Genomic DNA, 19,436 nt, shown 5'->3' with positions numbered 1-19,436 from the left:
ACACCGGTGTCAGATCCTATGGTCCGGGCATGACGAACACAGCTGCTTCTCCCCTCCTCGCCCCTTACTCCTCCGACTCCCTCTCCCTCCCCAACCGGCTCGTCATGGCCCCCATGACCCGGTTCCGCGCCCACGAGGACGGGACACCGCTCCCCGTGGTCGCGGACTACTACGCACAGCGCGCGGAAGCCGGCCTCCTCATCACCGAGGGCATCTGGCCGCACCGCCGGGGCCAGAGCGGCTGGCGCATCCCGGGCCTGGAGACCGAGGCCCACGTCACCGGCTGGCGCGCAGTGACCGATGCCGTGCACGCACGCGGCGGCCGGATCTTCGCGCAGCTCATGCACGGCGGACGACAGGGACACCCGCGTGCGCGGCTGCTCGGCGACGTCCCGGCCGGGCCGTCCGCCGTACCGGTACCGGGCCCCGTGCACGTCAAGGACGGCAAGGCCGAGGCACCGCTACCGCGCGAGATGACGGCACAGGACATCCGCACCGCGATCGACGACCACGTCACGGCCGCACGCAACGCCCTGCGGGCCGGCTTCGACGGCGTGGAGCTGCACGGCGCCAACAGCTACCTGATCCACCAGTTCCTGGCCGACAACACCAACCGCCGCGACGACGCGTACGGGCACGACCGGACCCGATTCGCCGTCGAGCTGGTCACCGCGGTCGCCGAGGCCGTCGGAGCGCACCGGCTCGGGCTCCGCCTCTCCCCCGGCAACCCGCAGTTCGGCATGTCGGAGTCCGACCCGGCCCCCGTCTACCGTGCGCTGGTCGACGCGCTGGACCCGCTGGGCCTGGCCTACCTCCACGTCACCGACAACGACGACTACCCGGCCCTCGCCGATCTGCGCCCCCGGTGGCACGGCACTCTCATCGCCAACGTGGGGGAGAACCACGCCCCCACCACCCAGCAGCAGGGCGAGCACGTACTCGCCCAGGGCCACGCCGACCTGGTCTCCTACGGACGTGCCTTCCTCGCCCACCCCGACCTGCCCGCGCGCATCGCGGCGAACGATCCGCTCGCCACCCCGATCGACACGGAGCACCTCTACACGCACGGCCCGGAGGGCTACACCGACTACCCGACCCTCGAAGAAGAGCGCGCAACGCAGCTCGCCACCCGCGCGGCGTAGGCGGCGACGGGGTGCGGGGCGGTGTCCGGCCCGAAGGAGTCGTACGGCCGGCCCCAGTCGGCCAGTTGCGCCACCGCGGGCGGCGCGTGACCCGAAGAAGGTCCGCGATCCGGCAAAGCGGGAGGCGGAGTCGGCCGGACTCCCCTGGCGAGCAGCTGCAGCACGGCAGACGGACCCGACCGCGCCGAGTGGGGCGAGGCGCCAGGGGAGCATTCCTCGGGGCGGTCACCGAGGCCGACGGCCTACGGGGTCAGGAACTCCGTGAGGGCGGAGAGCATCGCTTCGGGGGCCTCTTCGGCCGGGTAGTGGCCGCAAGCGGGGATGACCACGCCGCGTACGTCGTCCGCGGCGAGCCGCATCGTCGTGGCGACCGACTCGCCCAGGTTGTCCGCCCCGCCGATGGCCAGGACCGGCAGGGTGAGCCGCCGGACCCGGCGGCGCTCGTTCTGCGCGATGGTCGTGTCGAGCGCGCGGTAGTACGCGAAGCTGGCCCGCAGCGCTTCGGGATCGGCGGCCAGGGCGTCGACGTAGTACCGGACGGCGTGCTCGGGCAGCGGCTGGGCCGCCTTCGTCGCGAACTGCTCGCCGAAGAAGAGGTGCTCCCGGCCGCTGACCAGTTGCTCGTTCAGGGCGGGGAGCCGGTTGAAGGCGAAGTGCCAGAGGCGGTCGTTGGCGGTACCGCTGCCCAACAGGGGCGGCGAGGGTGACAGTCCGGGGACGGCGGCCTCGGCGACGGCGAGGCGGTCGAGCCGGTCCGGGTGGTCGGCGGCCAGCGCGTACCCGGTCCACATCCCGACGTCGTGCCCGACCATGGCGAACCGTTCGTGCCCGAGCGCGGCCATCAGCGCCACCATGTCCGCGGCGAGCGTGCCCGTGTCGTACCCGTCCAGGGGTTTGCCGGACAGCCCGGCGCCCCGGAGGTCGGCCGCGACGACCCGGTGGTCCTCGGCCAGCCGCGGCATCAGCAGCCGCCAGGCGTACCAGTTCTGCGGCCAGCCGGCCAGCAGCAGTACCGGAGGACCCTCGCCTCCGACGACGGCGTGCAGCCGCACCTCGTCGAGGTCGACATGGCGACTGGCGAACGTGTCGGTGAATCCGGCCGGGAGGCCCGGCGGCGTGCCGTCGATCATCGGGCGGCCTTTCCGTAGCAGGGGCGTCAGCCGTTACGCTAGCCATGTTGGAACGATCGGTCAAAGATGAAGGGCGAGGTGACCTGGCGACCACTTCCACAGGAAGACGCTGGGTAGGGTCGTGGGGAGGGACGGCAGGACAGAGAGGATCGCGGCGTGGCGGGCCGGAAGCAGTTCGATGTGGGTGCGGCCCTGGACCGCGCGATGCGGGTCTTCTGGCAGCGCGGGTACGCGGACGCCTCGCTCGACACCCTCGCCACGGCCACCGGGCTCGGCCGCGGCTCCCTCTACGGCACCTTCGGCAACAAGGACGCGCTGTTCCGCCAGTGCCTGGACCGGTACGCCACCGTCCACGGCACCCGGTACGAGGAAGCGCTCGCCGCGCATCCCGGTGATCCGGTGCGTGCGGTGGCGGCGTTCTTCGACGTCACACTGGCCCGCATCGCCGATCCGTCGGTCCCCTCGGGGTGCCTCATCGCCCAGTCCGCCGCCCAGTCCGCGACCCTGCCGGAGGAGAACGGCGCCCGGGTGCGCGGCCTGCTCGACGCACAGCGCGACCGGGTACGGGCGGCACTGGCGGGCTCGTCGGCCGACACCAGGGCCCTCGACGAGGCCGCCACGTTCGTCGTCGCCGTCAACCAGTCACTGGCCGTACTGAGCCGCGCCGGCACGCCGGACGAGGAGCTGCGGTCCGTCGCCCGGCTCGCGTGCGACACGGTGGCGCACACCCTCGCCCGGCCCCGCACGGGGGCCGCGCCCGAAGGCGTCACCCAGGACTGACAGCCGTCCGCCGCCTCGGCCGCCCTTGCACCCGGAGGTCGTTTCGGCGTCGACGAGACCACCGCGCGAGCCGACCGGGCGGCGCAGCCTGTCGGTGAGGACGTTGCGCGCGACGCCACAACGGCTTCGCGCCCTCAAGTACGCCGAGCTGAACACCGGGCAGCAGGATGCCGCCACCGCTGCACTGACCAGACTGCCGCTGCGACTCGACGCGCTTGCGCCCGGTCCCGGCCCGCAGCAGCACCCGCACCTGATCGCCCGGCATCACGCGTTGGGCGCGCTGCGTCTGGACGAGCAGCTGCGCGAGTTGCTGGAGTTCGGTGCGGCCGACCCGCCCGAGCTGCCGCCCTCGTCCCGGGACGGATACCAGGCGGAGACCGTACGGCTGCTGCGTGAACGTCACGGCGAGCACGAGCGGATCGTGCTGATGCTGCACCACGCACATGCGCAGCGTGTGCCGATGCAGCTGGTGCCTGCCTGCCGGCCATGCGGCCCAGCCCTTCTGCGCTGCATGCGGGGAGTACGGCCGGCTGAACACCGGCCGGTGAACCGTGCGCGGGCCTGATGCGTCGTCAGGCCCGCGGCCGCGTCATCGCCACGCCCCGCGATGCCCCAGGCTCGTCGACAGGTCGCGGGCGCCCTTGGTGGCCAGTTCCGCCAGTTCGGTCTCGCTGGTGTCGGTCCAGCGGATCATCGGGACGGAGATGGAGAGGGCGGCGACGACGCGGCCGGTGCTGTCGCGGACCGGGGCCGCGACGCAGGAGACGTCGGGGTTGGACTCGCGGTGCTCGGTGGCGGTGCCGCGCTCGCGGATGGTGGCGAGTTCGGTGCGCAGCGCGGCCGGATCGGTGATGCTGCCGGGCGTGAGGGCGACCAGTTCGTGGCCCTCGATGCGGGCGTCCAGCTCCGCTTCCGGGAGCGAGGCGAGGAGCATCTTGCCCACCGCCGTGCAGTGCGCGGGCAGCCGGCGGCCCGCGGCGGAGACCATGCGGACGGCGTGCGTGGAGTCCACCTTGGCGATGTAGATGACGTCGGCGCCCTCCAGGATGGCGACGTGCACCGTCTCGTCGCAGGTGGCGGCCACCTCGCGGGCCACCCGCTGCCCCTCGGCCGCGAGGTCGAGCTGTTCGGCGTACCGGCTGCCGAGCTGGTACGCGCGGACGCCGAGGCGGTAGCGGCCCGGCTGGTCGGGCACGGGGACGAGGTAGGAGCGGGCCGCCAGGGTGGTGAGCAGTTCGTGCACGGTGGTGCGCGGCAGTTGCAGCTTGCGTACCACGTCGGGGGCCGACTGCGGGCCGTCCGCCTCCAGGAACAGTTCGAGTATGTCCAGTGCCCGGGTCACCGCTGGGACCAGTCGCCCCATGCCGTTCACCCACCCTCCGCCGAGCCGAATGTGTTCGTCATCCCGGTCAGTGGCCGGAATGACGAACACAGGGTAGGGCGATGAGGGTTCGGCTGTCGACGGCCGGGGCAGCACTGCCGCCGGCCGTCGCGCTCAGCACGCTGGGGCTCAGCGCGCTTCCAGTGCCTCCAGGCCCGTCGGCAGCGCCTGCGTGTGCACCACGCCCAGCCGCTGGGTGGCCCGGGTGAGGGCGACGTAGAGGTCGCTCACGCCGAACTCGGCCGGTTCCGCCACGAGCACCGTGTCGAACTCCAGGCCCTTGGCCTGCCGCGGGTCCAGGAGGACGACCGGGCTGGTCAGGTCGGGGACCGGGCCGGCGGACGCGGCGGGGAGGGCGGCGAGCAGCGCCTCGTGGTGGTGCCGCTGGGCGATGACCGCGAGCCGGCCCTCGGTGTGGGCCGCCGTCTCCCGGGCGACCGCCTCGGCGACCGCGCGCGGCAGGTCGTCGGTGCGGTGGGACCAGGGCGGTACGCCGGTGGAGCGGACCGAGCGCGGCGGCTCGAAGGCCGCGGCCGTCGGGGTACCGGCGTACGCGGACCGGATGGCCTCCGCCGCGACCTCCATGATCTCGGCGGGGGTACGGTAGTTGACGCCGAGGCGGATGTGCTCCCAGCGGTCGCCGACGTACGGCTCGAGGATCGACTCCCATGTGCCGCAGCTGCCCGGCTCCGCGGTCTGCGCCGGGTCGCCGACCAGGGTCATCGAGCGGGTCGGGCAGCGGCGCATCAGCAGCCGCCACATCATCGCGGACAGCTCCTGCGCCTCGTCGACGATGATGTGGCCGAAGGCCCAGGTGCGGTCGGCGGCGGCGCGCTCGGCCGCGGTGCGGTGGTCGGCCTCCTCGTGCCGGTCGGCGAGCAACTCGGCGTCGAGGAGGTCCTGGACACCCAGTACCTCCGAATCCTCGTCGTCCTTGCCCTCGAACTCGTGCGTGCGCGAGGCGTACGCGAGGTCGATCACGCCCTGCGCGTACTCGATCCGCTCCTGGCGCTCGGCCTCGGCAGCGGCCTGTGCCGCCGAATCGTCGTCGCCGAGCAGCTCGGCGGCCTCGTCGAGGAGGGGGATGTCGGCGGGGGTCCACTCCACCGGCCCGTCGCCGCCCTCGCGCCGGATCGCGGCCGCGTCGGCCTCCGGGAGGTGCACGGGGTCGGCGAGGAAGTCGGCGACCAGTTCCTGCGGGGTGAGGACGGGCCACAGGTCGGCGATGGCGGCGTGCACCTCGGCGCTGGCGGCGATGGCCTTGCCGAGCTGGGCGATGTCGTCGGGGCCGAGGAAGTTCGGGCCGCCGTACGGGTCGGCGCCGAGCCGGTCGGCGAGCTGGTCGGTCAGCGCGTCGATGACGCGGAACGCGAAGTGCGGGCGTGCGAGGTTGTGCGGCAGCTTCGTCTCGCGCGCCTGATGGCGGGCTTCCAGGACGATGTCCGGGTCGAGGAGGAGGTCGCCGTCGTCGTGCGGGATGACGGTGCCGGGCTCGGGGAGCCGCTGGCGGTCGCGGACGTACGCGGCCAGCGCGTCGGCCATCGCGGCGCCGCCCTTGACCGCGGCGGCCTCGGGCGTGTCCGTGCCGGTCGCGGTGATGCCGGGGAAGAGCTCGCCGGGTGAGGCGAGCAGGACGCCGGTCTCGCCGAGCGCGGGCAGCACCTCTCCGATGTAGCCGAGGAATGCCGGGTTGGGGCCGACGATCAGCACGGCGCGGCGGGCGAGCAGCTCGCGGTGTGCGTACAGCAGGTAAGCGGCGCGGTGCAGGGCGACCACGGTCTTGCCGGTGCCGGGGCCGCCCTCGACGACCATGACGCCGCGGTGCGGGGCGCGGATGATGCGGTCCTGCTCGGCCTGGATGGTCTGCACGATGTCGTGCATCCGGCCGGTGCGGGCCGCGTCCAGCGCGGCGAGCAGCACGGTGTCGGCGTCGGTGCCCTCGTGGCCGGTGCGCACCGTGTCGGCGAGGTCCATGATCTCGTCGTGCAGGGCGGTGACGCGCCGGCCTTCGGTGGAGATGTGCCGCCGGCGGCGGAGTCCCATCGGGGTGTGGCCGGTGGCCAGGTAGAAGGGGCGGGCGACGTCGGCGCGCCAGTCGATGACCAGCGGCGTGCGCTCGGCGTCGTCGCGCCGGATGCCGATCCGGCCGATGTGGTGGTCCGCGCCGTCGCGGAAGGAGAGCCGGCCGAAGCACAGGCCGTGCTCGCCCGCGTCGAGGGCGGCGAGCACCCCGGCCTGCTCGGCGACGGTCACGTCACGCTCCAGCCGCGCCTGCATCGTGCCGGCGTCGGCGACCGCCAGGGCGCCCTCCACCGCGGCCCCCGCCCCGGCGCGCAGTTCCCCGAGGCGCTCGTAGAGCATGTCGATGAATTCCTGCTCCCGGCGCATTTCCGCACGGGAGGTCTCCTCGTCGGCGGCCCGGTCCGGCCGCACGCCCGATTCTCCACCCGGCACCTGGATTGACAATTCGACTCCCGCATGGTTAAGATGACCGCATAGCGCTTCGCCATGCCCGGATTTTGTCCAGGCACGGAAACTCCCAATATACGCGCAAGCCCACCCCGGCCGCCAATGCGACCGGGGTTTCGTGGTGCTCGCGAAGGCTTCAGCCGCCGCTTCCGCGCCGCAGCCGAAGGGGGGCGTACACCGCGACCGAGACCAGGAAGGCCACGAAGTACGCCAGGTCAGCGCCGTGCAGCGCCTCGGCGACCGGGCCGAGGTACAGCGAGGTGTCCATGAAGGGCACGGCAGCGGCGAACGCGACGACGAAGGCGAGGACCGCGGGCCACCACGGCTGCGGGCGGGCGAACTCCTCGTGCACGTCGACCGGCCGGCCGCCGCGTGCCCTGGCGCGGGCGCACCAGTCGACCGCGACGACGCCGATGAAGCCGGGGATCCAGTAGCCGACGAAGAGCAGCACGTTCTGGAAGCGGGCCGTGGTGTCGGCGGCGTGCATCCACAGCACGAGCAGGAAGCCGAGCACGGCCGCGACGGCAGCGGCGAGCGGACGGGGGATGCGGACGCCCGCCGTCTGCAGGGCCAGCGAGCCGCTGTAGTCGTTCATGGCGTTGCTGCACACCGCGGACGCGGCGATGGCCAGCAGCCCGAAGGCGCCCAGTGCCCCGCCGCCGAGGAGTTCGTGCACGCCTGCCGCCGTCTGGTCGGTGAACAGTCCGGCGGCCCACAGGCCGAGCGTCTGCACCCACAGGTACGCGGCGGCCATGCCGAGCAGCGTGTACCAGAACATCCGCTGCCGGGACGCCGAGCGCGGCAGGTAGCGGCTGAAGTCGGAGGCGTACGGCGCCCAGGAGATCGCCAGGCTCAGCGCGACGGTCGTGGTCAGCAGGAACGCGCCCGCCCGGTCCGCGCCGTGCGCGGTGGCGGCCGACGGCAGCGGGACGCCGTCGAGGAGCTTGACGCCGATGACGAGGAAGGCCGCGCCCAGCACGAAGGTCATCACGGTCTGGAGGCGGTGGATGGCCTCGTACCCGAGGACGCCGACGACGCCCTGGAGGAGCAGGACGGTCAGCGCGCCCAGCCAGAACGGCCAGCCCAGCAGCCGGGCCAGCGCATCCCCGCCGAACAGTCCGATCAGCGCGTCCCAGGCGATGGAGGAGAGCCACTGCAGGACGCCGGGCAGGACGACGCCGCTGCCGAACGCGAGCCGGGAAAGAGGCAGTTGACCGGTACCGGTGAGACTTCCCCACGTACCGAGGCAGGCGGAGGGCACCGCGCCGAGGAGCGTGCCGAGCGCCATCGCGGCGAACGCCGTCCAGAAGTCGAGCCCGAGACCGATGCCCACGGTGCCGGTGAAGACGCCGGTCATGGTCAGGTTGGGCGCGAACCACACGGTGAACAGGCGGCCGGGCCCGCCGTAGCGGCTGCTCTCGGGTACGGGGCCGATGCCGTGCCGTTCGACGGACAGGTCACCGGCGCCGGCGGGCATGCGCCCGTCGAAGACGGGTCTTTCGATGGTCATGGTGCGGCTTCCAGGGGTCGGGGTTCCGGATCGGGAACGGGGTGCGGGTAGCATGGTGGGGCACACGAGACACGGGGTGCCCCATCTCAAGGGCTGAGATCACACCCGTAGAACCTGATCTGGTTCGCACCAGCGAAGGGAATGTCACGGAGGAATGCCCCTATGACGCGTCCGGCCGACGACCTGCTCGCCACCACCCGGCAGGCCCTCAACCGCGTACGCCATGAAACACCACTGGTCCAGTGCCTCACCAACCAGGTCGTCGCCAACTTCACGGCGAACGTCCTGCTCTCGCTGGGCGCCGCCCCGGCGATGGTGGACATCCCCGAGGAGGCAGGACCGTTCGCCGGAGCCGCCTCCGGGGTGCTGGTCAACCTGGGCACCCCGCACGCCGAGCAGCGCGCGGCCATGACCGAGGCGGTCGCCTCGGCGGCCGCGGCGGGCACGCCCTGGGTGCTGGACCCGGTGGCGGTCGGCTCGCTGCCCGTACGGACCGCGCTGGCCCGCCGGCTGCTCGACCAGGGTCCTGCGGTCGTCCGGGGCAACGCCTCCGAGATCATCGCGGTTGCCGGGACCGGGGGCGGCGGGCGCGGCGTGGACGCCACCGACGAGGTCGAGTCGGCGGCCGCCGCCGCGGGTGAACTGGCCCGCGCCACGGGTGCCGTGGTCGCGGTCTCCGGCCCCGTCGACCTGCTCACCGACGGCGCGCGGACGGTACGCGTCGCCAACGGGGACCCGCTGCTGACGCGGGTGACCGGCGGCGGCTGCGCGCTGGGCGCGGTGCTCGCGGCGTTCGCGCCGCCGACCACGCCGGAGGGTGCCGCGCACGCCGACCGGCTCGCCGCCGCGGCCGCCGCCGTGACGGTCTACACCGTGGCCGCCGAGATCGCGGCGGAGCGCAGCGCCGGGCCCGGCAGCTTCGCGGCCGCCTTCCTGGACGCGCTGTACGGCCTGGACGAGGAGACGCTCGGCGAGCGGGCGGCGATCTCGTGGGCGTGAACGACAGCGCCGCGGCCGTGCGCCCGGACCTCTCCGTGTACCTGGTCACGGACGCGGCGCAGGCCGCGGCGTGCGCGCGTGACGTGCCGGGCACGGTCGCCGAGGCCGTGGCGGGCGGCGTCACCGCCGTCCAGGTACGCGAGAAGGACGGCGCGGCGCGGGACTTCCTGGAGACGGTGGTGCGGATCGCCGCGGTCCTGCCGGAGCGGGTCGCGCTGTTCGTCAACGACCGGGTGGACGTGTACCTCGCGGCGCGTGCGGCCGGGGCGCGGGTGACCGGGGTGCACGTCGGCCAGTCCGACCTGCCGGTGGCCGCCGTCCGCGGGCTCGTCGGGCCGGACGCGGTGATCGGGCTGAGCGCCGCGACGGAGGAGGAGCTGCGGGCCGCGGCCGAGGAGCCGGCCCGGGTCGACTACGTCGGCATCGGCGCGCTGCACGCCACGCGTACCAAGGCGGACGCGCCGCCGGAGCTGGGCATCGAGGGCTTCGGGCGGCTGGCGTCGCCCACCCCGCTCCCGGCGGTGGCGATCGGCGGGGTGACCGCGGCGGACATGGCACCGCTCCGGGCCGCGGGCGCGGCGGGCGGCGCGGTCGTCTCGGGGATCTGCGCCGCCGCCGAACCGCGGGCCGCGGCACGGGCGTACGCGGCGGCGTGGGCCGGTACGGACTGAAGTGCCGGGGCGGCGAGTACGCCGGTACGGACTGAGCCGCCGGAGGGCGGGTGCGGGGTCTCCCCCGCGCACCCGCCCCTGACACGCGTTCAGCTCTGCCGGTCCGTCCGCACCGCCCTCGGGTCGTCCGCCGGCAGGGCCCCCTCGGCGGTGGCGACGGTGCCGACGGCGAGGACGGCCGTACGACGGGTGGCGGCCCGCCGCCGGGCGGCCAGCCGGCGGGCGGTCTCCAGCAGCGCCACGACGACCAGGGCCAGCGCGAAGGCCAGCAGCAGTCCCTTGACGGGCTCCTCGGCGAAGGCGGCGCCGCCGAGATACCCGATGGCCGTGCTGATGACGGCCCACAGCGCGGCGCCTGCCGCGTCCAGGACCACGAAGCGGCGGAACGGGAACCGCAGGCTGCCGGTGGACAGTCCGGACGCCACCCGCCCGCCGGGCAGGAAGCGGGCCGCGACCACCAGCGTCGTGGCGTGCCGGCCCACCATGGCCCGGCCCCACTCGTACCGTTGCCGCCCCTTCTCGCCGCGCAGCAGCCGGCCGATCGCCTTCGGCCCGGCCCAGCGGCCGATGCCGTGGCTGAGGCAGTCGCCGCCCAGCGCGCCCAGCGTGGCGACCACGGCCAGCAGCGCGAGCTGCGGGAGGTCGGCGCCGGTCAGCACGGCCACCGTCACCACCGTCGTCTCGCTCGGCATGAACGGCAGCAGCGCGTCCAGGCCGGCCACCAGCAGCACGGTCAGCCAGAGCCAGGGCGAGTCGAGCTGCGCCCTGACCAGCTGAGCGAGCTGGTCGAGCAGCTCAGACATGGGCCGGCGGCCGGGTGCCGCGGATCGCCGCGTGGGCCTCGGCGGCCAGCGACCGCCGGTCCTGCGCGGGCTCCAGCGCGGGGTGGGCGGTGACCCGCACCGTGAGGTCTCTCGCGCTGATCACTCTGTGCAGGCAGGTGGTGAAGTCCTCCTCGCCGAGGAACGCGGCCACCGTACTGGGCGCGCCCCGCTGCGCGTAGGTGATGGTCACCGGGCGGACCGGCGCCCCGGCGTCGATCGCGGCCTGGAACGTCGCCCGCCGGAAGCCGCCGCCGGTCTCCGTGCACCAGGTGGTGCCCTGCGGGAACACCATGACCGAACGGCCGCTGCGCAGGGTGGCGGCGAGCCGGCCGACGCTCTGCGGCAGGGTGCGCAGACCGTCCCGGTCGATGAACTGCGCCCCGGCCTTCCGCGCCAGCGACCCGAACAGCGGCCACTCGGCCACCTCGCGCTTGGCCAGCGGGGTCGAGGGCTCCACCGCCAGCAGGGCGATGACGTCGAGCCAGGAGATGTGGTCCGCCACGATCAGCGTGCCGGCGCCGCCGGGGCCGCGCGGCACGCTCAGGGACGGCGTACTGGTCTCCAGCCGCAGCCCCAGGGCGCGGAGCACCGCGCGGGCATGGGTCCGCATGACCCGCTACTCGGCGAGGCGCGGCCCGGCCGCCGTGCCGCGGGCCAGCGTGGCGGCGAGCGCCGCGTACCGGCGGGCCCGCTCCGCGCGCGGTACGTGCGGCACCGCGTGTGCGGCGCAGCCGGGTGTGCAGGGCGAGGTGACGGACCACGGGCTCATCGGGACTCTCCGAGGAAATAGCGGTAGTAGCGGTCGTTCAGCTGCTCCATGTCCAGCACGACGAAGAAGTCGGCGACGTCGAACTCCGGGTCGTACGCCGGGGCTCCGCACACCCAGGCGCCGAGCCGCAGGTAGCCGCGGAACAGCGGGGGGACCTGGGCCAGGCCGGGCACGGCGGCGGCCGTCGCCTGTGCGCTCGGCTCCCAGGGGCGGTGCGGGTGGACGGTCATGCCCTCGGGCGGGGTGTGCTTGGCCGCGCACAGGGCCCAGGCGCTCGCCGCCGTCCGCCCGCCGTCGCCCAGTGCCACCGAGGCGCAGCCCGCGAGGTAGCGGTGGCCGGACAGCAGGACGTAGCGGGCGAGCGCGGCCCACATCAGGTTGATCACCGCGCCCGAGCGGTGGTCGGGATGGACGCAGGAGCGGCCCGCCTCGATCATCGAGGAGCGGATGCCGGCCAGTGCGCTCAGGTCGAACTCGCCGTCCGAGTAGGAGCGTTCGGTGCGGCCGGGCGGCAGCAGGCGGTAGGTGCCGACCACTTCGCCGGTCGTGGACTCGGTGACGATCAGGTGGTCGGCGAGGCCGTCGAAGGCGTCCGTGTCGTGGCCGGCGAGCGCGGGGTTCAGGGTGGCGCCCAGCTCCTCGCCGAACACGAGGTGGCGGAGGCGCTGGGCGGCGCGCACCTGCTCGGCGGAGTCCGCGATGGAGGTGACGTAGGAGCTGGTCCCCGTGAGGGCGGCTGGTGTCGTCGGCATGGTGTCGCATCTCCAGTTCGCTGGGTTTCCACGGCGTGGGTTCCGGTCCTCGGCGGCCACGCACCGTTCCGGACCGACGGTAGGAGCGGGGGGTGCCGCGTCACACTGCCCGAAGGTCGGAGGCCGCCCCTGACCTTCGTCAGGGGGGCGGTTCCCCCGGCCGGAGGAGCGCGGCCGTGCCGGGTCCGGGCAGATCCCTTACTCCCCGAGGAAATAGCGCCGGTAGCGGCCGTCGAGCCGGTCCACGTCGAGCAGTACGAAGAAGTCGGCGACGTCGAACTCCGGGTCGTGGGCCGGCGCTCCGCACATCCAGGCGCCGAGCCGCAGGTAGCCACGGAGCAGCGGCGGCACCAGGGCGTAACTCGGCTTGTTCTCGCTCACTCCCCGCGGTGTCCAGGGGCGGCGCGGGTGGACCCGCAGGTCGGCCGGGGCGCAGTGTTTGATGTTGCCGAGCAGCCAGGCGTTGGAGGCGGCCTGGCCGCCGTCGGCGAGCGGCACCGACGCGCACCCGGACAGGTAACGGGCCCCGGACAGCAGGACGTAGCGGGCGAGCGCGGCCCACATCAGGTTGATCACCGCGCCGGTCCGGTGGTCCGGGTGCACGCAGGAGCGGCCCGCCTCCACCATCCGCCCGCGCAGTTCCTGCAGGGCCCGCAGGTCGAACTCGTCCTCCGCGTAGGACCGTTCGGTGCGTCCGGGCGGCAGCAGCCGGTACGTGCCGACCACTTCGCCGCTGCTGGTGTCCGTCACGATCAAGTGGTCGGCCGGCGCGTCGAACTCGTCGACGTCGTGCCCGGTGAGCGGGGTGTGCAGGGTCGCCCCCATCTCCTCTCCGAAGACCTGGTAGCGCAGCCGCTGGGCAGCCCTGATCTCTCCGGCCGTGTCCGCGATCGACGTGACGTAGGAGCCGGTGGCCGCGACAGCGGTGGATACCGAGAGCATGAGAAAAGTTCTCCCTTCGTGGGGACGGCCGGCGCCGACGAGGTGCGCCCGGCGGAAGACCGTCCGCCGGGCCTGCTGTTGCGCCGCTCGACCATGAAAGCCACGAGTGGCTGCCGGGACCCGCCATCGGCCGAAAGCCACCGCCCGCACCCGGCTTCCGGCAGGGCGCCGCGCGCGCCCCGGCACCGGGACCGACATGCTCTCCCGGCTCCTGTCCAGAGGCCGACAGGCCCTGCCCGCCGGCCGCCGGGGGTGGCAGAATCCGACTCGCTCCCACGTCGTGCCCCGCGTGGTGACCGCGGCGGGCCGCGACTGCTTGTCCCAGCAGGTTCTGATGCCGAGGGGGACCGCGATGACGTGGACCGCTCCTTCCCTGCTCCCGTTATGGACCTCCGTCCGCCACCGGCTCCGTCCGCCGCTCGTGCCGATGACCTCCCGGGCGGCCGGGGCGGGAGGTACCGCGCCGGCCGGTCCCGCCGCCGAGGGGACCGGACCGTCCCCGGTCGCGGTACGCCGGTACGCCGACCGCACCGTCATCGAGGTGCACCGCCCGATCCGCCCGACGGCCGAACCGCACCTGGGGCGGCTGCTCAACGCCGTCATCCGTCCCGGCAGCGGCACGGTCGTCGTCGATCTGCACCGGGTGGGGCGCGGCGGGGACACCACCGCGCTCGTGCGGCTGGCCCAAGTCCTCTGCGCGCACCACGAGGTGGAGTGCTCGGTCGAGTACGACGGGGCCCCGGCGGACGTGTCGTGCGCGGCACCGGACGCCGTCACCCGCTCGGTGCCGAGCAGACGGGCCTCGCCGCCGCACGGGCCGCCCGGCTCCGGTGCCGCGGCCGCTCCCCGTGATCGCTATCCGGTAACGAATGCCCGTTCGAACCTCTTTGTCCTCCTGTCCGCCCCGTACCGTGCGTCCCATGGCTCCTTCGAACTTGTTCAGGGGGCTCTCAGGGGAGGGAGCGCGGATGCGCAGCGGGGTGAAGATCAGCATTGTCGGCGGGGTGCTGACGGTGGTGGCCGGGGGTGTGCTGTACGGCGGCTACAACCTGGTCAGCGGGGTGATGGGGTACGGCGGCCAGGGCGGCAGCGCACAGGCGGCGCCGGTACGGACCGGGCCGCCGAGCGCCGACGAGACGACGGAGACGGCCACCGCCTTCCTCACCGCGTGGGCGAAGGGCGACAGCACGACCGCCGCCGCGCTCACCGACAACCAGGCGGTCGCCCGGACCGAACTGGCCGGATTCCATGACCAGGCGCACCTCACCCATGTGGTGATCACGCCGGGCAGGCGGAGCGGCACGACCGTTCCGTACACCGTCAAGGCCGAGGTGTCGTACGACGGGCGGACCGCTCCCCTGTCGTACGCGTCGGAGCTGCGGATCGTACGGGGCCGGACCACGCACAAGCCGCTGGTGGACTGGCGGCCCTCGGTACTGCATCCGCAGCTGAAGGACGGCGAGTACCTGGTGACGGGCGTGACCGGGGCCGCGGAGATCCGGGCCGTCGACCACCGGGGCCGGCCGCTGACCGAGGAGCGGTACCCCTCACTGGGTCCGGTCCTCGACGGCCTGCGGGAGAAGTACGGCAAGAAGGCCGGCGGTACGCGCGGCGTCGAGCTGCGCATCGAGGACGCGGCGGGAGAGTCGGCGCGCACGCTGCTCACCCTGCGCAAGGGCCGGGCCGGAACGCTGCACACCACGCTGGACGCGGGGGTGCAGGCGGCGGCGGAACGGGCGGTGCGGGCGTACCCGGAGTCGTCGGTCGTCGCGGTCCGGCCGAGCACGGGCGAGATCCGAGCGGTGGCCAACAACCGCGCGGACGGTTACGACGCGGCGCTGCTGGGCGAAGTGGCGCCCGGTTCCACCATGAAGATCGTGACGGCTGCCATGATGATCGAGAACGGCGTGGGCGACGCGGACGGCAAGGCAGCGTGTCCGGCCACGGTGTCCTGGGAGGGCTACACCTTCCACAACCTCGACGACTTCCGGATCGAGGACGGCACCCTCACCGACGCCTTCGCCCGGTCCTGCAACACCGCGTTCATCAAGGCGGTCAAGCCGCTCAACGACCGGGGCGTCGCCGGTACGGCGCTCGGCAGGACGGCCCGCGACTCCTTCGGGCTCGGCGCTGACTGGCAGACCGGCGTACCGTCCTTCGACGGCAACGTCCCGGAGTCGGCCGGGGTGGAGACCGCCGCTTCGTACATCGGGCAGGGCAAGGTCCAGATGTCCCCGCTGGCCATGGCGTCCGTCACCGCTACGGTCGTCAACGGCGGGTTCCGGCAGCCGGTCCTCGTACCGCAGGCGCTCGACGGCCGGACCCTGGCCACCGCACGCCCGCTGTCCCCGTCCGTCGCCCGGCAGCTGCGGCAGATGATGCGCGCGGCGACCGCCGGCCGGGGCACGGCCGCGGCCGCGATGGCGGGCGTCGGCGGGGACAAGGGCGCGAAGACCGGCTCCGCCGAGAAGGACGGCCAGTCCCGGTCCCACAGCTGGTTCACCGGCTACAGCGACGACCTCGCGGCCGCCGCGCTCGTCCAGTCGGGCGGTCACGGCGGCGACGCGGCGGGCCCGGTCGTCGCGCAGGTGCTGCGCGCCGGGTAGCGCCGCGTCGCCGACGTACCGTCAGGCCGGCCGCAGCGTGCGGGCGAAGAGGTCCAGCAGCGCTTCCCAGTGGCGGGCCAGGCCCGCCTCGCTGTAGGCGGCGGTGTCGGACATGGTGAAGCCGTGGACGGTGCCGGGGTACACCTCGGAGCGGTACGTCGTACCCGCCGCGTCGAGCGCCGCCTCCAGCTGGGAGATGTGCTCGGCGTTCATGGCGTCGTCCTGCGCGGCGTGCCCGAAGTACAGCTCCGCCCCGATGTCACCGGCCAGCCGGTGCGGGCTGTCCGGCGCGTCCGTGGCGAGGTGACCGCCGTGGAAGCTCGCCGCGGCGGCCACCCGGTCCGGGTAGCGCGCCGCGATGCGCAGGGCCAGCGCGCCGCCCATGCAGTAACCGGTCAGCCCCACCGGGCCGGGCCGGACCTCCTCCTGCGCCGCCAGGAAGTCGAGGTAGCTGCCGGCGTCGGACAGCGCCAGGTCCGGCGTCAGCCCGTGCACCAGCGGCATGACCTGCCGCAGGAAGGCTTCCCGCTGCTCCGGCCGGCTCAGGTCGGACAGCTCCACGACGGGCGCCGGGCCGTTGCGGTAGAAGAGGTTCGGCACCAGGACGTAGTACCCGTGCGAGGCGAGTTCGCGGGCCATGCCCTCCAGCACGGGACGCAGGCCGATGGCGTCCATGACGAACAGTACGGCGGGGTACGGCCCCGCACCCGCCGGGTGCGCGACGAAGGCGTCGCACGAGCCGTCCGGCGTGCTGATCGTCACCGACCTGGATTCCGTCTTCGCTTCCACGTTGTCTCCTCACCGAGTACCGGACGTTCAAGATGCATCATGCACCGACGCCGGGTCGTCGAACGCGTCCGGGGGGATGTTCGGCAAGGCTTGGCTGGTGATGCGGTAGCGCCCGTTGGCGAGCGGATGTGTGGACTCGGCGACGTGAACGGTGAGCGGCCCCGCCCACTCGTAGCCGTGTTCCGCCGCGTGCCGGGCCAGGGCGTCCGTCAGCGCCTGCCCGACGACCTCGTCCCGTTTGCCGAGCCGCTTGTGGACGTACGGGTCCAGTTCCACGTCGTAGGCGTTGGGCACCAGTATCCGGTTCTCGCTGCACACGACGGCGTGATCGTCACACTCGCGTTGCAGGGCGTTGACCAGCTGCACCGGATCGCTGCGGAACACCCTGTTGACCAGCGTGTGTTCCCAGTGTTCCACCGCGTCTTCCCATTGCGTGAGCAGTCCCATGCGGGGGCGGGTGCCCGGGATGAAACGCCTCATGCCGGAGGGAAACGCCCCCTGCGGACATCGACCGCGGAGTCACAGCGTGATCACCGTGCGCGGTATTCCAGCCATTACCACGCTTGGCAGGAAATCACACGCTTTCCAAGAACAAGACCCGCTACTGTCACCGACGTGAGAGTAGCTCACATCTCCCCCGCACGATGAGGTAGCCAGATGCCGCTCCCCGACGGCTTAGAGATGACCGCGCTCGCGTCCTGCGACGCCGGAGCGGTCCTGCAGATCAGCGGCGAGCTCGACCACTGCACCGAGCAGCTCTTCCGCACTTCCGTCGGCACCTTCCTGGACCGCGGCCACCGCCACGTCGTCCTGGACTGCTCAGCGCTCACGTTCTGCGACTCGCGCGGCCTGAACTGTCTGCTGAGCGTGCGATGGCTCCTCGAACGGCGGCAGGGCAGGCTGCTGCTGGCCGGGGTCCGCCCCAACGTCGTCCGCGTACTGCACCTGACCGGCACCGGCCGGCTGCTGCGCACCTTCCCCACCGTCGCCCTGGCCCTGGCCGCCCTCCCCCCGGACCAGCGCCCGGCCTGGCCCCCGCCGACGGCCCGGCCCCGGCTGGCCGCCGAGCGCCTTCCGGGCCGCACGGAACCTTCCGCGAAGGAGGCCCCGGCGGCGTGCGGCAGGTCTAGCGTGGAAGCAGGCTGAGGCGCGCCGGAGGACCGAGCAGGCCCGCCGCCTCGCCGCGGAACCGAGGAGGGGCCATGCTCCAGACCCGTGAACTGTTCGACACCATGACCGCCAAGGGCGGTTTCGACAGCGCCGTCCTCGCCGATGCGGTCGATGTCCTGCAGGAGTGCGAAGAGGCCGTCACCGCCTGCGCGACGGGCATGCTGGCGGAGTCGGACGCCATGCAGTTGGCGCCCTCGATCAGCCGCGACCTGGACTGCGCCGACGTCGCAGGGGTGACCCGCCGGGTACTGACGCGCGGCAGCGGACCGGACGACACCCTCGTCCACACCCAGCTGGAGGCCTGCCTGGTGGCCTGCGAGCGCAGTCACGAACTGTGCAACGAGCACGCCGGCCACCACGCCCACTGCCGCATCTGCGCGGAGACCACCCGCCGCTGCGCCGAGATGTGCCGCCGCCTCCTGGGCACGCCGCCCGGCTGACCGCCCGGACGACCCGGCCTAGTCCCTGAGGAAGGCGAGCAGGTCCCTGTCGAAGGCCTCCTCGTAATCTCCGGTCAGGCCGTGCGGTGCCCCCGGATAGACCTTCAGCACCGCGTCCTTCACCATCGGGGCCGCCTTCTGTGCGGCGGCCCCGATGGGCACGATCTGGTCGTCGTCGCCGTGGGCGATGAGCGTGGGCACGTCGATGCGGCGCAGGTCCTCGGTGAAGTCCGTCGCGGAGAACTGCTCGACGCAGTCGTACGCGGCCTTGAGCCCGACCGTCATGCACATCAGCCAGAACGCGTCCCGCGTGCCCTGCGGGACGGCCGCGCCCGGCCGGTTCGCGCCGTAGAAGGACGCGCTCAGCTCCTGGTAGTACTGCGACCGGTCGCGCCGCACCCCCTCGCGGATGGCGTCGAACACCTCGGCCGGCGCGCCCTCCGGGTTGGCCTCCGTCCGCAGCATCAGCGGCGGCACGGCGCCGAGCAGCACGACCTTGGCGACCCGCGCCGTACCGTGCCGCCCGATGTAGCGCACGACCTCCCCGCCGCCCGTCGAGTGCCCGACCAGTACCACGTCGCGCAGGTTGAGGATCTCGATCAGCCGGGCGAGGTCGTCCGCGTAGGTGTCCATGTCGTTGCCCTGCCAGGGCTGTCCGGAGCGGCCGTGCCCGCGGCGGTCGTGCGCGATGCCGCGGTAGCCGTGCTCGGCCACCAGGCACAACTGACTGTCCCAGACGTCCGCGTTGAGCGGCCAGCCGTGACTGAAGACGACGGGCTGTCCGCTGCCCCAGTCCTTGTAGAAGATCTCGGTGCCGTCCGCCGTCGTGAACGTCCCCATGACTGCCTCCATCAGGTACGGCGCGGTGGTATGCGTCCGCACGACACGGGTCCGTCCGTCCGCACGGCCCGAACCTAGACGCCCGTACGCCCGCCGCACACCACTCCGCGCCCGAACCCGCGGCGTACTTTGCCTACGCCCTCCCCTGCCACCGGCCATCCGCTCGCGGTAAGGCTTGAAATGAATTACTCTCCTTACGCACACCGCTTCCCCGGGAAAGGA

Annotated in this window: 20 protein-coding genes and 1 riboswitch; of the genes, 8 read left to right on the top strand and 12 right to left on the bottom strand. The window is 73.3% G+C overall.

Going from position 1 to position 19,436, the window contains the following annotated elements:
- The first annotated feature begins 29 nt into the window (after positions 1-29).
- Positions 30-1,142, top strand: coding sequence for an alkene reductase (locus tag AAC944_RS30495; RefSeq protein WP_030620555.1), 1,113 nt, complete (start codon positions 30-32; stop codon positions 1,140-1,142).
- 242 nt (positions 1,143-1,384) lie between these two features.
- Here the strand turns inward: AAC944_RS30495 and AAC944_RS30490 are convergent, their stop codons facing one another.
- Positions 1,385-2,272, bottom strand: coding sequence for an alpha/beta fold hydrolase (locus AAC944_RS30490; protein WP_030620551.1), 888 nt, complete (start codon positions 2,270-2,272; stop codon positions 1,385-1,387).
- 156 nt (positions 2,273-2,428) lie between these two features.
- Here AAC944_RS30490 and AAC944_RS30485 point away from each other — a divergent pair, with 156 nt between their 5' ends.
- Together AAC944_RS30485 and AAC944_RS30480 are read left to right on the top strand one after the other, a co-directional pair.
- Complete coding sequence (locus AAC944_RS30485) at positions 2,429-3,052, top strand: TetR/AcrR family transcriptional regulator (protein WP_051872146.1); 624 nt, start codon at positions 2,429-2,431, stop codon at positions 3,050-3,052.
- A gap of 103 nt (positions 3,053-3,155) precedes the next feature.
- Complete coding sequence (locus tag AAC944_RS30480) at positions 3,156-3,617, top strand: TraB/GumN family protein (RefSeq protein ID WP_030620544.1); 462 nt, start codon at positions 3,156-3,158, stop codon at positions 3,615-3,617.
- A 24-nt stretch (positions 3,618-3,641) separates the two neighbouring features.
- Here the strand turns inward: AAC944_RS30480 and AAC944_RS30475 are convergent, their stop codons facing one another.
- The 3 genes from AAC944_RS30475 to AAC944_RS30465 form a co-directional block, all read right to left on the bottom strand.
- Positions 3,642-4,415, bottom strand: coding sequence for an IclR family transcriptional regulator (locus AAC944_RS30475; protein ID WP_030620541.1), 774 nt, complete (start codon positions 4,413-4,415; stop codon positions 3,642-3,644).
- 147 nt (positions 4,416-4,562) lie between these two features.
- A complete protein-coding gene (locus AAC944_RS30470; protein WP_030620538.1) occupies positions 4,563-6,821 on the bottom strand; it encodes a HelD family protein in 2,259 nt (752 codons plus the stop codon).
- 217 nt (positions 6,822-7,038) lie between these two features.
- Entirely contained in the window at positions 7,039-8,412 is a 1,374-nt protein-coding gene (locus AAC944_RS30465; RefSeq protein ID WP_030620535.1) for a purine-cytosine permease family protein, read from the bottom strand.
- 62 nt (positions 8,413-8,474) lie between these two features.
- Positions 8,475-8,571, top strand: a riboswitch (TPP riboswitch).
- A 3-nt stretch (positions 8,572-8,574) separates the two neighbouring features.
- Here AAC944_RS30465 and thiM point away from each other — a divergent pair.
- Positions 8,575-9,411, top strand: a complete 837-nt coding sequence (gene thiM, locus AAC944_RS30460) for a hydroxyethylthiazole kinase (protein ID WP_030620533.1) — start codon at positions 8,575-8,577, stop codon at positions 9,409-9,411.
- Positions 9,408-10,082 (top strand): thiamine phosphate synthase, encoded by a 675-nt coding sequence (gene thiE / locus AAC944_RS30455; RefSeq protein ID WP_030620529.1) that lies wholly within the window; start codon positions 9,408-9,410, stop codon positions 10,080-10,082. The genes thiM and thiE overlap by 4 nt, the downstream gene beginning before the upstream one ends.
- Before the next feature lie 89 nt (positions 10,083-10,171).
- Here the strand turns inward: thiE and AAC944_RS30450 are convergent, their stop codons facing one another.
- The 5 genes from AAC944_RS30450 to AAC944_RS30430 all read right to left on the bottom strand — a co-directional run bounded on the left by AAC944_RS30450 (position 10,172) and on the right by AAC944_RS30430 (position 13,369).
- On the bottom strand, positions 10,172-10,885 hold the full coding sequence (locus tag AAC944_RS30450; RefSeq protein WP_063760000.1) for a DedA family protein: 714 nt from the start codon (positions 10,883-10,885) through the stop codon (positions 10,172-10,174).
- Positions 10,878-11,516, bottom strand: a complete 639-nt coding sequence (locus tag AAC944_RS30445; protein ID WP_107054214.1) for a lysophospholipid acyltransferase family protein — start codon at positions 11,514-11,516, stop codon at positions 10,878-10,880. Before AAC944_RS30445 ends, AAC944_RS30450 begins: the two co-directional genes overlap by 8 nt.
- A 6-nt stretch (positions 11,517-11,522) precedes the next feature.
- The gene (locus AAC944_RS30440; protein ID WP_368396522.1) at positions 11,523-11,675 is read right to left on the bottom strand and encodes a hypothetical protein; all 153 of its coding nucleotides are present in this window, start codon (positions 11,673-11,675) and stop codon (positions 11,523-11,525) included.
- Positions 11,672-12,427: a GNAT family N-acetyltransferase gene (locus tag AAC944_RS30435; RefSeq protein ID WP_030620523.1), complete on the bottom strand. Its 756-nt coding sequence runs from the start codon at positions 12,425-12,427 to the stop codon at positions 11,672-11,674. The genes AAC944_RS30440 and AAC944_RS30435 overlap by 4 nt, the downstream gene beginning before the upstream one ends.
- A gap of 198 nt (positions 12,428-12,625) precedes the next feature.
- On the bottom strand, positions 12,626-13,369 hold the full coding sequence (locus tag AAC944_RS30430) for a GNAT family N-acetyltransferase (protein WP_030620521.1): 744 nt from the start codon (positions 13,367-13,369) through the stop codon (positions 12,626-12,628).
- Between the two features lie 968 nt (positions 13,370-14,337).
- Between AAC944_RS30430 and AAC944_RS30425 the strand changes: the two genes are divergently transcribed.
- Positions 14,338-15,975, top strand: a complete 1,638-nt coding sequence (locus AAC944_RS30425; RefSeq protein ID WP_030620520.1) for a penicillin-binding transpeptidase domain-containing protein — start codon at positions 14,338-14,340, stop codon at positions 15,973-15,975.
- Between the two features lie 21 nt (positions 15,976-15,996).
- On the opposite strand, the gene AAC944_RS30420 is transcribed toward AAC944_RS30425, so the two are convergent.
- Together AAC944_RS30420 and AAC944_RS30415 are read right to left on the bottom strand one after the other, a co-directional pair.
- Positions 15,997-16,764, bottom strand: a complete 768-nt coding sequence (locus tag AAC944_RS30420; RefSeq protein WP_037772881.1) for a dienelactone hydrolase family protein — start codon at positions 16,762-16,764, stop codon at positions 15,997-15,999.
- 27 nt (positions 16,765-16,791) lie between these two features.
- On the bottom strand, positions 16,792-17,211 hold the full coding sequence (locus AAC944_RS30415; protein WP_030620515.1) for a DUF3662 domain-containing protein: 420 nt from the start codon (positions 17,209-17,211) through the stop codon (positions 16,792-16,794).
- Between the two features lie 210 nt (positions 17,212-17,421).
- Here AAC944_RS30415 and AAC944_RS30410 point away from each other — a divergent pair, with 210 nt between their 5' ends.
- On the top strand, positions 17,422-17,910 hold the full coding sequence (locus AAC944_RS30410) for an STAS domain-containing protein (protein ID WP_078888807.1): 489 nt from the start codon (positions 17,422-17,424) through the stop codon (positions 17,908-17,910).
- Between the two features lie 56 nt (positions 17,911-17,966).
- Complete coding sequence (locus AAC944_RS30405) at positions 17,967-18,374, top strand: four-helix bundle copper-binding protein (protein ID WP_051872144.1); 408 nt, start codon at positions 17,967-17,969, stop codon at positions 18,372-18,374.
- 18 nt (positions 18,375-18,392) lie between these two features.
- Here AAC944_RS30405 and AAC944_RS30400 read toward each other — a convergent pair whose 3' ends face one another.
- Positions 18,393-19,214 (bottom strand): alpha/beta fold hydrolase, encoded by an 822-nt coding sequence (locus AAC944_RS30400; protein ID WP_030620506.1) that lies wholly within the window; start codon positions 19,212-19,214, stop codon positions 18,393-18,395.
- Positions 19,215-19,436: the final 222 nt, after the last annotated feature.

Source organism: Streptomyces sclerotialus, from assembly GCF_040907265.1.
GTDB classification, from domain to species: domain Bacteria; phylum Actinomycetota; class Actinomycetes; order Streptomycetales; family Streptomycetaceae; genus Streptomyces; species Streptomyces sclerotialus.
This window is presented reverse-complemented; position numbering and strand designations above follow the sequence as displayed.